The 13,099-nt window shown below is 64.6% G+C and carries 13 protein-coding genes; 6 read left to right on the forward strand and 7 right to left on the reverse strand.

Going from position 1 to position 13,099, the window contains the following annotated elements:
• Positions 1-30: 30 nt before the first annotated feature.
• Complete coding sequence (locus LB541_RS18665; RefSeq protein ID WP_140558312.1) at positions 31-939, reverse strand: tagatose-bisphosphate aldolase; 909 nt, start codon at positions 937-939, stop codon at positions 31-33.
• A 285-nt stretch (positions 940-1,224) separates the two neighbouring features.
• On the opposite strand from LB541_RS18665, the gene LB541_RS18670 reads away from it, so the two are divergent.
• The 5 genes from LB541_RS18670 to LB541_RS18690 all read left to right on the forward strand — a co-directional run bounded on the left by LB541_RS18670 (position 1,225) and on the right by LB541_RS18690 (position 5,437).
• Positions 1,225-2,130 (forward strand): sugar-binding transcriptional regulator, encoded by a 906-nt coding sequence (locus tag LB541_RS18670; protein WP_224619277.1) that lies wholly within the window; start codon positions 1,225-1,227, stop codon positions 2,128-2,130.
• A gap of 114 nt (positions 2,131-2,244) precedes the next feature.
• Complete coding sequence (locus tag LB541_RS18675; protein ID WP_181181933.1) at positions 2,245-2,421, forward strand: hypothetical protein; 177 nt, start codon at positions 2,245-2,247, stop codon at positions 2,419-2,421.
• A 138-nt stretch (positions 2,422-2,559) separates the two neighbouring features.
• Positions 2,560-3,537 (forward strand): ABC transporter substrate-binding protein, encoded by a 978-nt coding sequence (locus LB541_RS18680; RefSeq protein WP_140500438.1) that lies wholly within the window; start codon positions 2,560-2,562, stop codon positions 3,535-3,537.
• A gap of 99 nt (positions 3,538-3,636) precedes the next feature.
• Positions 3,637-4,698, forward strand: coding sequence for an ABC transporter permease subunit (locus LB541_RS18685; protein ID WP_140500436.1), 1,062 nt, complete (start codon positions 3,637-3,639; stop codon positions 4,696-4,698).
• On the forward strand, positions 4,691-5,437 hold the full coding sequence (locus LB541_RS18690) for an ATP-binding cassette domain-containing protein (protein WP_140672200.1): 747 nt from the start codon (positions 4,691-4,693) through the stop codon (positions 5,435-5,437). Before LB541_RS18685 ends, LB541_RS18690 begins: the two co-directional genes overlap by 8 nt.
• A 12-nt stretch (positions 5,438-5,449) precedes the next feature.
• On the opposite strand, the gene LB541_RS18695 is transcribed toward LB541_RS18690, so the two are convergent.
• The 6 genes from LB541_RS18695 to LB541_RS18720 form a co-directional block, all read right to left on the reverse strand.
• Complete coding sequence (locus LB541_RS18695) at positions 5,450-5,956, reverse strand: L-2-amino-thiazoline-4-carboxylic acid hydrolase (RefSeq protein ID WP_140500433.1); 507 nt, start codon at positions 5,954-5,956, stop codon at positions 5,450-5,452.
• On the reverse strand, positions 5,953-6,744 hold the full coding sequence (locus tag LB541_RS18700; RefSeq protein WP_224619279.1) for an ATP-binding cassette domain-containing protein: 792 nt from the start codon (positions 6,742-6,744) through the stop codon (positions 5,953-5,955). Before LB541_RS18700 ends, LB541_RS18695 begins: the two co-directional genes overlap by 4 nt.
• A complete protein-coding gene (locus LB541_RS18705) occupies positions 6,741-7,742 on the reverse strand; it encodes an ABC transporter ATP-binding protein (protein WP_318012623.1) in 1,002 nt (333 codons plus the stop codon). The genes LB541_RS18700 and LB541_RS18705 overlap by 4 nt, the downstream gene beginning before the upstream one ends.
• On the reverse strand, positions 7,739-8,569 hold the full coding sequence (locus LB541_RS18710) for an ABC transporter permease (protein WP_140560213.1): 831 nt from the start codon (positions 8,567-8,569) through the stop codon (positions 7,739-7,741). The genes LB541_RS18705 and LB541_RS18710 overlap by 4 nt, the downstream gene beginning before the upstream one ends.
• Positions 8,566-9,552: an ABC transporter permease gene (locus LB541_RS18715; protein ID WP_140729263.1), complete on the reverse strand. Its 987-nt coding sequence runs from the start codon at positions 9,550-9,552 to the stop codon at positions 8,566-8,568. The genes LB541_RS18710 and LB541_RS18715 overlap by 4 nt, the downstream gene beginning before the upstream one ends.
• 258 nt (positions 9,553-9,810) lie before the next feature.
• Positions 9,811-11,421, reverse strand: coding sequence for an ABC transporter substrate-binding protein (locus tag LB541_RS18720; protein WP_140729262.1), 1,611 nt, complete (start codon positions 11,419-11,421; stop codon positions 9,811-9,813).
• Positions 11,422-11,788: 367 nt separating this feature from the next.
• Here LB541_RS18720 and LB541_RS18725 point away from each other — a divergent pair, with 367 nt between their 5' ends.
• Positions 11,789-12,976: a M24 family metallopeptidase gene (locus tag LB541_RS18725; RefSeq protein WP_140522602.1), complete on the forward strand. Its 1,188-nt coding sequence runs from the start codon at positions 11,789-11,791 to the stop codon at positions 12,974-12,976.
• The last annotated feature ends 123 nt before the right edge of the window (positions 12,977-13,099 follow it).

The following is a 13,099-nucleotide window of genomic DNA, read 5'->3' on the forward strand; positions in this document are numbered from 1 at the left end:
CCTGCAGGTGCCGGTGATCCAAGGCAGATATCAGGCGGCGGCCTTGCGCCGGTGATACCCGATCACCGCCTGGATCTCACGCAATCGCGGCACCGCGATGGTCTTAAGCCTTTCGCGCTGAATGTCACGATCGAGCGAGATGCAGTCCTTCCACAGCGAGCGGCCGGCGATGACGCCGGAGGCGCCGTTCTGCATGGCAATCTCGACCTGGCCGAGGAAGGTGGCGTGGTTGACGCCGGCCGAAAGCACCGCCCACGGCACCTCGCCGGCCATTCTGGTGATGTTGGCGCAGGCTTCCGGCGTTCCGGGATACGGAAGCTTCAGCACCTTTGCCCCGCACTCCAGCGATATCCTTGTGCCTTCCTCGACGAGCCAGGGGGTCTTCGCCGCATAATCTTCCGGGCTTTCGTCTTCGAGCTGATAGGTCAGGAATTCGACGACGAGCAACAAATCTTCCTGCCCGAAATCGGCGATGCATTGGCGCAGGATGGCGATGTTGTGCTCATTCGCTTCGGGCTTGTCGGCCCGCAGATACACCATGATCTTGCCGCCCGTGCCACCCAGTTCGCGCACGCGGCGCGCATCGATGCCGGGGACAAGGCGCGACAGGCGATAGCCTTCAGGCGAGACGTCGAAACCCGAGGCGTCGAGGCCGATAAGCAGCGCGGTATCGCGGTTCAGCACGCCCTCCTCGACAACCCGCGGCACCGCGCAGAGCGGGTCGAGCAGCACGCAGGACGCGGCACTTGCAAGGTAGCGCGTGATGTCGGCCTTGGTGTCGCCGAGCATGTCGTTGGTGATCCTGGCCTGTTCGGCCGGATCCGACGCCAGCAAGGTGCGCATGCCGCCGCGCTGGTCGCAGGCGATGGCCAGCATGGCCCCGTCCTTGCCGCATATCTGCTGATAGCCGCGCAGCTCCGCGGTGGTCATCTTTGTCATGGTCTCTGTCCGATGTTGGCGCTCTCTGGCCGAGGGCGCGGATCCCGTGGAAACAAGAATGTTCAGTTTTTGCCCGCCTGCCGGCAGGGGAGAATTGCCGTCTTGATGCGCCGTCGATTGCCCGGAAAAGCACACCTTGCCGGCGCCTGGGCAGGACGGCCTCAAGTTGCGAGTTCGCCGGATTTGCGCGATAACTCCCATCGGCGTATACGTGTGTAACACGTTGCTGAAAGGAATTGCAAGCTGGCTGTCCCTCCCATTCAGGATGCGACCGCATCGCGCACGATGCTGCACACGGTCGCCAAACTGCATTACGAGGCGGAGATGTCGCAGGTCGATATCGCGCGGCAGCTTGGCGTCTCCACCGCGACCATATCGCGCCTCTTGCAGCGGGCGCGGGCGGAAGGGATCGTCCGTATCGAGGTTCTCGACCTGGCGGCACCTGAGGAGATCACCGGACAGCTGATCGATAGGCTAGGCCTGCGTGACGCAGCGGTGGTCGAGACGCCGGCCGCAGGCGCGCTGACGGCGCTGGCCGGCCCGCTCGGCGGCCTTCTCAAGCAGGCGCAATTGGTGGCCGGCTCCGTGGTCGCCATCGGCTGGGGGCGCGCGGTGCGCGAGGTGATCCGCACCGGCCTGCCGCGCATTCCGGGCGTGCTGACCGTTGCCGCCACCGGCGGCATGCAGCAGCACGCGGCGCATTTTCAGGTCAACGAATTCGTCCGCCTCGCCGCCGAGGAGTTCGGCGGGATACCGCACTTCATTCATGCGCCCTATCTGCCTTCCAGTGAATTGCGTGAAGTCTTCCTTGGTGATGCCGCCATCAGCGATGCCGTCGCGCTGTGGGACAGGACCGATGTGGCGATCGTCGGCATCGGCCTGCCGCATGCCATCAATGCACCCGAGGCGAGCGCAGCCACGCCGAGCGAGCAGGCGCTGGTCCATGCGGCCGGCGATGTCCTTCGGCATTATTTCGATGCCGATGGCGCGCTGATCGCCTGGGAAGGAGAGGGCCGGATGATCGCTATGTCGCCGGCGCAGCTCCGCGCCGTGCCGCTGGTGATCGGTGTCGCGGCGTCGCCGGAAAAGGCGACGGCCATCATCGGCGCCGCTCGCGCCCGGCTGATCAACGCCGTGATAACGGATACGAAGACGGCGCAAGCCATCCTCGCAACCCTGCCGCCGCGATAGTGCCCGCCCGACGCGCCGCCGCCGCGTTCCAGTTCGCGAGGGCGATTTTACGAAATCGGTTGTGCCGCCGAGAAGTCGAGGCAATAGTTCGCCGGGACTTTGTGGAGCAGTCGGATGTTGCGTGAAAAATCCGGCATTGCGACCCGGAAAACCGAGTTGCAATTTATTTCTGCAAAGTGTTACAAGTTTGTGAACTTGGCGTGCGACGCATGCCAGGTGCTGTGGTTCTCTGACCTCGCGGAGGGCGAGGAAGTGACCACGGCTATCGTAGCGGTCGGCTGGACCGGCTGACATATCGACTGGAGGGCGCTTGGGAGGAGCTGCCCGCGAAAAGCAAACAGGCGTTCCCGGCCGTCTTGTCCCAAGCGGACGACGGCCATTCGATGTCACTTGCAACGGCAGATCTGCCAACACAATGAGGAGGATGTCATGAAGAAGATCGTTGCCGCGCTCGCGGCTCTCGCCGTCAGCGCGACGGTGCTTATCGCGCCCGCGCAGGCGCAGGACAAGAAATACACCATCGCGCTCGTTCCGGGCCTGACCACCGACGGTTTCTACATCACCATGCGCAAGGGCGCCCAGGCCGCGGCCGACGCGCTTGGCGTGAACCTGGTCTTCCAGGGCGCTCCTGAGTTCAATCCGGTCACCCAGGTGCCGGTGCTCGACGCGGTCATCGCCAAGAAGCCGGACGCGATCCTGATCGCGCCGACCGACAAGGTCCAGCTGGTCGAGCCGCTGCGCAAGGCCAATGACGCAGGCATTCCGGTCATCACCGTGGATACGTTCATCGGCACCGGCGCCTATCAGACCGGCGCGGGTGACGCCGATTTCCCGCTGGCCTACATCGCCTCGGACAATGTGCTGGGCGGCGAAATCGCGGCGCGGGCGCTTGCCAAGGCCGTCGGCGACAAGGGCAAAGTCTACGTCTCCAACGTCAAGCCCGGCATCTCGACCACCGACCAGCGCGAGGAAGGCTTCAAGAAGGAGATGGCCAACCATCCCGGCATCACCGTTCTCGAGACCCAGTTCAATGACGACGACGCCAACAAGGCGGCCTCGCAGCTGCAGGCGGTGTTCGCGCGCAACCCCGACCTCGTCGGCGTGTTCGGCGCCAATCTGTTCTCGGCGCTGGGCGCCGCCAATGGCGTCAAGCAGGCAGGGCAGACGGGCACCGTCAAAGTGGTTGCCTTCGATGCTCCGACCAGCATCGTCGACAACATCAACACCGGCCTTGTGGATGTGGCGATCGCCCAGCATCCCGCAGAGATCGGCTATTTCGGCGTCGTCTCGGCCTATGCCCACCTGACCGGCCAATCCATCCCGGTCACGATCGGCACCGGCTTCACGATCATGGACAAGTCCAACATCGCCGATCCGAACATCTCGAAGTATCTCTACTCCGAGTAAGTCCGGACCAGCTTGGCTCTTCCCGGTGCGCCGGGAGGAGCCTGTGCCGGTCCCGCCAGGGCGGGACCTGTTTGAAGGCAGCCGCGCCGCGGAGTACTCATGACCTCGACATCACCAGCACAGCCAGCCGAGAAGCATGTCGCCCCCCAGGCTGACCACGGCGATCCCGCCAGGAGCTGGATCGCACGCATCGCCGAGGGGCGCGCCTGGCTGTTTCTCGCCGGCCTGATCATCTGTTTCGAGATCTGGTCGCGGAGCGCCTTCGGCGCCACTTTCGTGCTCAATCCGTTCAATCTTCAATCCATCGCGATCTTCGCCGTGGCGCCGCTGCTTTTGGCGACCGGGCAGACCTTCGTCATCATTTCAGGCGGCATCGACCTGTCGCTGGGCTTCATCATGGGCCTTGCGGCGGTCATCGCCGCGCATGCCACCAACATGGCGGGCGCCGCCATTCCGTTGCCGTTGGCCATGCTGGCCGGCATCCTTGCCGCGGTGATCGTGGCCGGCGTGCCCGGCGTCATCAACGGCTTGCTGATCTCGCGGCTCAGGGTCCCGCCCTTCATCGGCACGCTCGGCATGTTCGGCGTCGCCCGCGGTGTCGCCTTCCTGCTTGCCGGCGGCACGACGGTGCCGGTACAGAATTCCTGGTTCGCACTGCTCGGCAACGGCAAGTTCCATGGCGTGCCCTATCTGGTGATGATCGCCGCTGTCTTCGTCGTCGTGATGCACTATCTGCTCAGCCAGACCCGGTTCGGCCAGCACAATTACGCTATCGGCGCCAATGTGCAGGCCGCGCGCCGCGCCGGCATCGACATCAGGGGCCATATCCTGCGGCTTTATGTGCTGTCGGCAATGTGCGCCGGCCTTGGCGGCGCGCTCTATGCCGCGCGCTTCACGGCGGGGGCAGCGCAGGCCGGCGAACCGCTGCTGCTCGACAGCGTCGCGGCGGTGGTGATCGGCGGCGCCAGCCTGTTCGGCGGCTCCGGCACCATCTTCGGCACCGTCGCCGGCGCGCTGGTGATCGCGGTCATCCAATACGGGCTGGTCTTCGTCAATGTGGAGCCGTTCTGGCAGTTCATCGCCGTCGGCGTCGTCATCATCATTTCCGTTCTCATCGACCAGGCGCAGCGCCGGTTCAGTGGAGCCCGTCAGGATGAATAGCACCGAGCCCCTCCTCGAAGTCCGGAACCTTTCCAAGCACTTCGGTGCGGTACGGGCGCTCAACGATTTCTCCATGGCCGTGCGGCCGGGCGAAGTGGTGGCGCTTGCCGGCGACAATGGCGCCGGCAAGACGACCCTGATCAAGGCAATATCGGGCGTGTTCCAGCCGACGGGCGGAGAAATCCTGCTCAGAGGTCAGCCGGTGGCTTTCGCCACACCGCAGGAGGCGCGCGAAAAGGGCATCGAGACGATCTACCAGGATCTCGCGCTGGCCGACAATCTGTCGATCGGTGCCAACATCTTCCTCGGCCGCGAACCGATGCGCAAGGCGTTCGGCTTTCTGCCGGTGCTCGACCGCAAGGCCATGGCCGAGGCCGCCAGGGAGACGATGAAGCGGCTGGACTTCCACGTCAGCCGATTGAACGCGCCGGTCAGCAATTTCTCCGGCGGCCAGCGGCAGGCCGTGGCCATCGGCCGCGCCGTCTACTGGGATGCGCAGATCCTGATCATGGATGAACCGACGGCCGCGCTCGGCGTGCCGGAGCAGCGCAAGGTGATTTCGCTCATCCATCAGCTCAAGGCGCAAGGGCGCGGCGTGATCTTCATCTCGCATAATCTGCAGGACATCTTCGCCGTTTCCGATCGCATCGTCGTGCTGCGGCGCGGGATCCAGGCCGGCGAGCGCAGGATTTCCGAGACCAACCATGACGAGGTCGTCAGGCTGATGGTCGGCGGCTAAGGCCGTCAATTGCTAGCCGGCATCGCGGTTGGTCAGCGCGATGTGGCAGCAGCCGCTGCCGTGGCCGGGCGTCCAGGTGACATTGTCGAAACGCACGCCGGTCGCCTCGAACAGGCCACGGTCGAAGGCGCCGGCGATGCGACAGAGCGTGGCGAGTTTTTCCTCGCCGACGCCGGCCTCGACCCAGGCATCCTTGAGAGGGCAGCGTTTCACCTTGAAGGCGATGCGGTCGGGACCTCGTTCGACATCGGTCGGATACATCCGGCCGTCATCCGGGCTGACCGACAGGAAAGCTTCGCCAATTGAGCGCGCGTCGTTGGGACCGAATGCGGCGAAGGCGGCTGCGGCCACTTCCTTGCCGCGCTGCTCGATGGTCCGGGTCATTATCGCCTCGGCTCGTTCGGCGCCCAGCTCTCCGGTCAACTCATCCAGGAACAGGCGATAGAGGTCGGCCCGGTTGCGGAATGCGGAATCGAGTTCGCGCGACAGTTTCTCGGCTCTGGCTTCGGGGTCGATCATGATGGTTCCTGCGTGGTTCTTCTGAGCTTTGGTGCGGCGGCCACAAGCGCCTTGCCGATAGCCGATCGCGGCGCGTCGATGACGGCACGGGCATCGCCGCGCTCGGCAATCCGCCCGCCATCGAGAAGGATGACGCGGTGGGCGACGGCCCTGACCACGCCGAGATCATGCGAAATGAAGAGATAAGCGATCCGTTCCTGGCGTTGCAGGTCGAGCAAAAGATCAAGGATCTGTCCGCGCACCGAAACATCGAGTGCCGACACCGCTTCGTCGAGCACGATCAGCGAGGGTTTCGTGGCCATGGCGCGGGCAATCGCCACCCGCTGCCGCTGGCCGCCCGAGATTTCGTGGATGGCGCGAGAGGCGAGCTCCGCCGTAAGCCCGACGCGCTCCAGCAGGGCGGCGATACGGCGCGGGCGCTCGGAACGGGAGGCGACGCCGTGGATGCGCAAAGGATCGTCAAGCACGCGCGCCACCGTGGCGCGCGGATTGAAGGCGGCAAGCGGATCCTGGAACACCATCTGCAAGCGAGCGCGACGCGCACGCAAGCTGGCGCCGCCCAGAGCCAGGAAATCATGGCCTTCAAACTCGATCCGGCCGGCATCCGGCTCGATCAGCCGCAACACCAGCCGGGCGATCGTCGACTTGCCGCTGCCGGAGGGTCCGGCCAGCGCCAGCGTCTCGCCGGGCCCGATTTCGAAAGAAACGTCGTCGGCCGCGGTAACTGTCTTGCCGCCACGGCGGTAATGCCTGGTAAGGTTGTAAACCGCCAGCACAGGGGCGCTCATGCCATCACACCGTGGTGCAGCGGTTCGGCGTCGAGGCCGATATGGGCCTCGAGCAGCGCGCGCGTGTAGGCTTCAGTTGGCGCACTGACGATCTGTTGCGTGGCGCCAAGTTCGATCAATTCGCCATGCCGGAACACGGCAATGCGGTCCGCCAGCTCGGCGGCCAGCGCAATGTCGTGACTGATGAACAGCAGCGTCATGCCGTCTTCTTCCACCAGCCGCCGGATCAGTGCGACGATCTCGGCCTGCACGATGGTGTCGAGCGCGCTGGTCGCCTCATCGGCGATCAAAAGTCTTGGGCCGGCTGCGATCGCGGCTGCAATCGCCACACGCTGCTTCTGGCCGCCGGACAGCTGATGCGGATAGGCGCGCAGGGCGGAGTCCGGGTCGGCCAGGCGGACGCGTTCGAGCAGGTCCTTCGCCCTGGCGTATGCCTGAGGCCATGTGAGACCGAGATGGGTGCGGGAGACTTCGGCGATCTGTTTGCCGACAGTCATGACAGGATCGAGGCTGGCGGACGGGTCTTGAAAGATGAAGCCGATATCGCGGCCGAGGAGGGGTGTGGGGCTTGGTTTGGAAGTGGTCTTTTGGACGCTGCGTTCTATGAGGCCCCCCTCTCTCCTGCCGGACATCTCCCCCTCAAGGGGGGAGATTGCACCTTCATCTCGGCCTTCGCCAATCCCCAATGGTGTAGGGGAGCCATCGGCGAAGCTGCCAATCTCCCCCCTTGAGGGGGAGATGTCCGGCAGGACAGAGGGGGGTGCCTTCGCACCCAACGCTGGCAAAACCCAATCGATACGTCCGTCAATCCTGGCGCTCGCCGGCAACAACCCCGCAATCGCCAAAGCCAGCGTACTTTTGCCCGAACCGCTTTCGCCGATGACGGCCAGCCGCTCGCCAGCCTTGATGTCGAGGCTGATGTCCCTCAGCGCCACCACCTCGCCGTCGTCACGGCGGTAGGTCACCGCGAGGTTGCGGATCGAAGCCAGCGCGGTCACGACAGGCCTCTTCTGACCGCCGTGGTTTCAACGATGCCTTCACCGGCGAGATAGACGCCGAGCACCGTCAGGACCAGCGCTATGCCGGGCGCGATCGACAGGAAGGGCGCGGTGCGCAGCACCGCGCGGCCCTCCGCTATCATGCCGCCCCAGGTGACCCGATTGGGGTCGCCAAGGCCGAGGAAGGACAAAGCCGCCTCGGTGAGGATCGCCGCTGCCACGATCACCGAGGACAGCGCCAGCACCGGCGGCAAGGCATTGGGCAGCACCTCGCGAAAGGCGATTTCCAGCGGATGCATGCCGATGACGCGCGCGCCGGCGACGTAGTCGCGCTCGCGGATCGACAGCACTTCCGCGCGGGCCACGCGCGCGGGCCCGGTCCAGGTGCCGAGCGCTATTGCCGCCACGACGACGCCGATCGAAGGGCCGACCACACTGACGAAGGCCAGAGCGAGCAAAAAGCCCGGCACGGTCTGGAAGGCATCGGTGACGCGCATCAGCACCTCGTCGGTGAGGCCGCCGGCAAACCCGGCCACCGTGCCCACCACGGAGCCGATGGCCAGTGCGGCGGCCGCTGCCGCAAGGCCGACGGCAAGCGACGTGCGAGCGCCGTGGAAAAGCTCGGCCAGCACGTCGCGGCCGAGGCGATCCGTGCCGAGCGGCAGCGACCAGTCCTGGAAGGGCGGCAGCAGCGCCGGGCCGGCGATGGCTTGCGGGTCGCCCGGAAACAGCAGCGGCGCTGACAGGGCCGTGACGCACAATGCCGCCAGGAGGATGGCGCCGGCGACCGCCTCCGGCGTGCGCAGAAAGCGGCGGAGCGTGCTCATGTGCCGGCCTCGCTGGCGCCGACGCGCGGGTCGAGAAAGGCATAGGCGACATCGACGAGAAGATTGATGACGATGACCAGGACGGCGCTGACGAGAATGATGCCGAGCAGCAAGGGCGTGTCGCGCGCGGCCACTGCCTCCTGCGCCAGCCGACCCAGACCGGGCACGGCAAAAACACTCTCGATCACGACGCTACCGCCCAGCATCTGCGCCGACTGCAGGCCGAGCATCGTGACCAATGGCAGCAGCGCATTGCGGGCGACATGGGCAAGCACGATGCGGCGGCGCGACAAGCCCCTGGCGCGGGCGGCCAGCACAAAATCCTGCCGCCAGACCTCGGTGATGCCGGCACGCATCATCCGCAAATAGAGCGCCAGGTAGATGAAGCCGAGGGCTGAGACCGGCAGGACGAGATGGATGGCGATGTCGGCGGCGCGGTCGAGGCCGGCCTTGCCGGAGGCGATGGTCTCGATGCCGCCGATTGGCAGCCAGCGCAGGTCGACAGCGAAGACGACGATCAGCACCAGGCCGAGCCAGAAACCCGGCACCGCGTAGAGCGCCAGCGAACCGATGGAGAGAAAACGGTCGCGAAAACTGCCCGGCCTGGCGCCGGCATAGATGCCCAGCGCCGAGCCGAGGCCGAAGGAAAGCGCGGTGGCGCTGCCCATCAACCACAGCGTGGTCGGCAGGCGGTCGAGGATCACGTCGCGGATCGGCCGCGAAAAGGTGACGGACTGGCCGAGATCGAGATGCAGCAGCGCCCAGAGATAGTTGGCGAGCCGCGTCAGCTCCGACTGGTCGAGGCCCCAGCGATGGCGCAACAGCTCGATCATGCCGGCATCGCCGCCGGTCGAGACGATATAGGCATCGACCGCGTCGCCCGGGGCGGCTTCGAGCAGCAGGAACGTGCCGATGACGACGATCAAAAGCACGAAGATGCTGCCGACGAGGCGACGGCGGAGGAGCGCGAGGGCGCGGTTCATGCGGCCCTCGATGGGTTGGCGATACGTTGGTTAGGACCGCGCCTGGGCACCCCCCTCTGTCCTGCCGGACATCTCCCCCACAAGGGGGGAGATTGGCTGTCATTTTTGGCTTCGCCAATCCCCAACGTCGGAAAATTCGCGGGACAGACAAGTTGCCAATCTCCCCCCTTGAGGGGGAGATGTCCGGCAGGACAGAGGGGGGCCTCGTAGAACTCAACGCCTACGATGATTTCGCGAACGTTCATCCGCGAAATACTGTCACGATTCCAGATATGTGTCCGCCCAGTTCGATACCGCCCAGCGCGGATTGTTGGCGATGTTGCCGACCGTCTCGCGCGCGACGCTGATGAAGCTCCATTCGGCGACATTGATCAGCGGCAGGTCGGCGGCCACCTCTTTCTGGAACTCCTTGTAAAGATTGGTGCGGGCCGATGTATCGAGCGTCTCGGACGCCTTGGCGATGAGCGCGTCCAGCGCATCGTTCTTGTAGCCGCCCTGGTTGGAGAACGGCACGCCGTCCGGAATGCCGCTCTGCACCAGGATGGTGGTCGAGATCGCCGGGTCGCCGCGGAACACCGGCGGGCCGACGGCGAGGTCGAAAGCGTGGTCGGTGTAGACGGCCTTGATATGCGCGGCGGAATCGTTGTTGACGAGCTGGGCGTCGATGCCGATGGCGGCGAGCGCCTGGCGCAGATAGTCGCCGAACTGCTTGGTTTCGTTGAAATAGGGAGCCGGCAACAGTTTCAGCGAAAAGCGCTTGCCGTCGGCGCCCTTCTTGTAACCCGCCTCGTCGAGCAGCGCATTGGCCTTGGCGACGTCGAAGGCATAGGTCGGGACGTCGGCGGTATAGAACTGCGGGTCGTTCTTCGGCACCGGGCCGGTGGCGGTGGCGGCATAGCCGAGGAACACCGTCTTGACGACGAAATCCTTGTCGATGGCATGCGCGATCGCCTGGCGCACCTTCAGGTCGGCGAGCTCCTTGCGACGGTGATTGATCTCGACGACGAGCTGGTAGGTCAGTCCCTCATAGCCCTTGGTGATCACCTTCAGGCCCGGCACTTTCGAGATGCGGTCAAGATCGGCCAGCGGCACGGCGGAGAAGGCGGCGAGCTGGATCTCTCCTGCTTCCAGCGCGCTCGCCGCCGAAGTGCGGTCGGGCAGCACCTGGTAGATGATCTCATCGAGATAGGGCTCGCCCTTGCCCCAATAATCCGTGTTCTTCGTCAGCCGGTAGTATTGGCCGGCCTTGTATTCGGCGAACTTGAACGGGCCGGTGCCGATGGGCGCGTTGTTGGCCGGGTTGTCCTCGATCTTGCCAACTTCGTAAACGTGCTTCGGCACCACGCTGCTCAGCGCCGGCAGAGCGTTGCGGATCAGCTGGAAGGGCGTCGGCTTGGCGAATTTGAACACGGCGGTCAATTCATCAGGGGTATCGACCGCGGCCAGATCCTTGAACACGGTGCGGCCGAGATTCTGCAGCGGCTTCCAGATCTGCAGCGCCGAGAAGGCGACGTCGGCCGAGGTAAACGGCTTGCCGTCATGCCATTTGACCCCTTCGCGCAGTTTGAAGGTCGCCGACAGCCCGTCGGCGGCGCCTTCCCAACTGACCGCCAGGCGTGGTGCAAGCCCGTCCTTGCCATCGAAGGAGGCTTCGGCCAGCGTTTCGACGATCTTGCTGGAGATGAAGAAGACGCCGTTGGAGGCGACGATGGCCGGGTTGAGGTTGCGCGGTTCGGAATCGGCGGCGAGCACCAGCCGGCCACCCTTCTTCGGCGTCTGCGCCCAGCTCAAGGCCGGCATCGCGGTGGAGGCCAGAAGCATGGCAGAGCCCGCAAGCACCGTGCGGCGTGAAATCCTGAACTCCGACATCATCCTATTCCCCCTCTATCTCATATCTTGCACGGAGGCCTTTCGGGCGTTTCCATGCACGTTTGATTATGGGCCTTGCCGTGGCTTTCGCCAGAGACGGAATTGGCGCATCGTGGCGTGGCTTTGAAATTTTTGTTCGCTGGACCAGTTACGGGAGAGTGGTCGATAAACCTGACCTGGTAAGACCAGGTCATCCGATGCACCTCACATTATCGGCACCGGCGACGGCCATTCAGCTGGGCGAGCCTGTTTCTGGCTGGACCAGATGGGCGAAAATGGTGCAGATTTGACCCGAAGTCGGAAGACCTATCGGGATCGGGCATCCGGCGGTCCAGCCGATCCGCGCGGACATTCAGGGAGAGAGACAATGAACATAGCTCCGGGGAAGAGTGCCGTCGGCGACATCCCATTCGACCACGCCAGGGTCGATGGCCTGATGGAAGAGGCTGATATCGACGTCCTGCTCGCGACATCCAAGCACAACACCCAATATCTGCTCGGCGGCTACAAGTTCATCTTCTTCGCCGCCATGGATGCGATCGGCCACAGCCGGTACCTGCCGATCGTGATCTACGAAAAAGGCGGACCGGACCACGCCGCCTATATCGGCAACCGCATGGAGGGTGGCGAACACCAGAACCACCCGTTCTGGACGCCGACGCTGCATGCCGCCTGCTGGGGCACGCTCGATGCCGCCAATCTCGCTGTCGAGCATGTGCGCAAGATCGGCAAGGGCGACGCTCGCATCGGCATCGAGCCGGGTTTCCTGCCGTCGGACGCCTATGCCCTGATCCGCAAAGCGCTCCCCGACGCCAAGCTGGTCGATGCCACCGACATGCTGGAGCGCATGCGCGCCATCAAGACCGAGGCCGAGCTGGAGAAACTGCGGATCGCCTCCGAACTGATCACCGATTCCATGCTGGCCACCATCCAATGGGCGCGCGAAGGCACGACCAAGAGCGAGATGATCGAACAGCTTCGCCGCGAGGAGACCAATCGCGGCGCGCATTTCGAATATTGCCTGCTGACGCTGGGCTCCAGCCACAACCGCGCGGCGTCGCCGCAGGCGTGGAAAAAGGGTGAAGTGCTGTCGATCGATTCCGGCGGCAATTATCATGGCTATATCGGCGACCTCTGCCGCATGGGGGTTCTCGGAGACCCGGATGCCGAGCTGGAGGACCTGCTGGCCGAAGTCGAGGCGGTGCAGCAGGCGGCGTTCTCGAAGGTAAAGGCGGGTACGCTGGGTGGTGACATGATTTCCCATGCCGAAGGCGTGCTGAAAAAATCCAAGGTCGCGCCCTACACGGATTTCTTCGCTCACGGCATGGGGCTGATCACGCATGAGGCGCCGTTCCTGATGACCAACCATCCGGTGACCTATGAAGGCACCTATGCGGGCAAGCCGCTGGAGAGGAACATGGTGCTATCGGTGGAGACGACCATGCTTCACCCGACGCGCGGCTTCATCAAGCTGGAGGATACGGTGGCGGTTACCGATACCGGCTATGTGATGTTCGGGGATCGGGGTCGGGCATGGAACCGGGGTGGCATGTAACCTGCCACGTTACAAATGAGCGTGCCGGTCTCGATTGTCTCTAAGGCGCGTCGCGTCGAAACGAATTCATGCGCGGCGCTTTGCCGTTGCCGCTAAACAGAAGTCACTTTTGCGCGACAGGCA

The sequence above is a fragment of the Mesorhizobium sp. BR1-1-15 genome, assembly GCF_020165475.1.
In the GTDB taxonomy this organism is placed as follows: Bacteria; Pseudomonadota; Alphaproteobacteria; order Rhizobiales; family Rhizobiaceae; genus Mesorhizobium.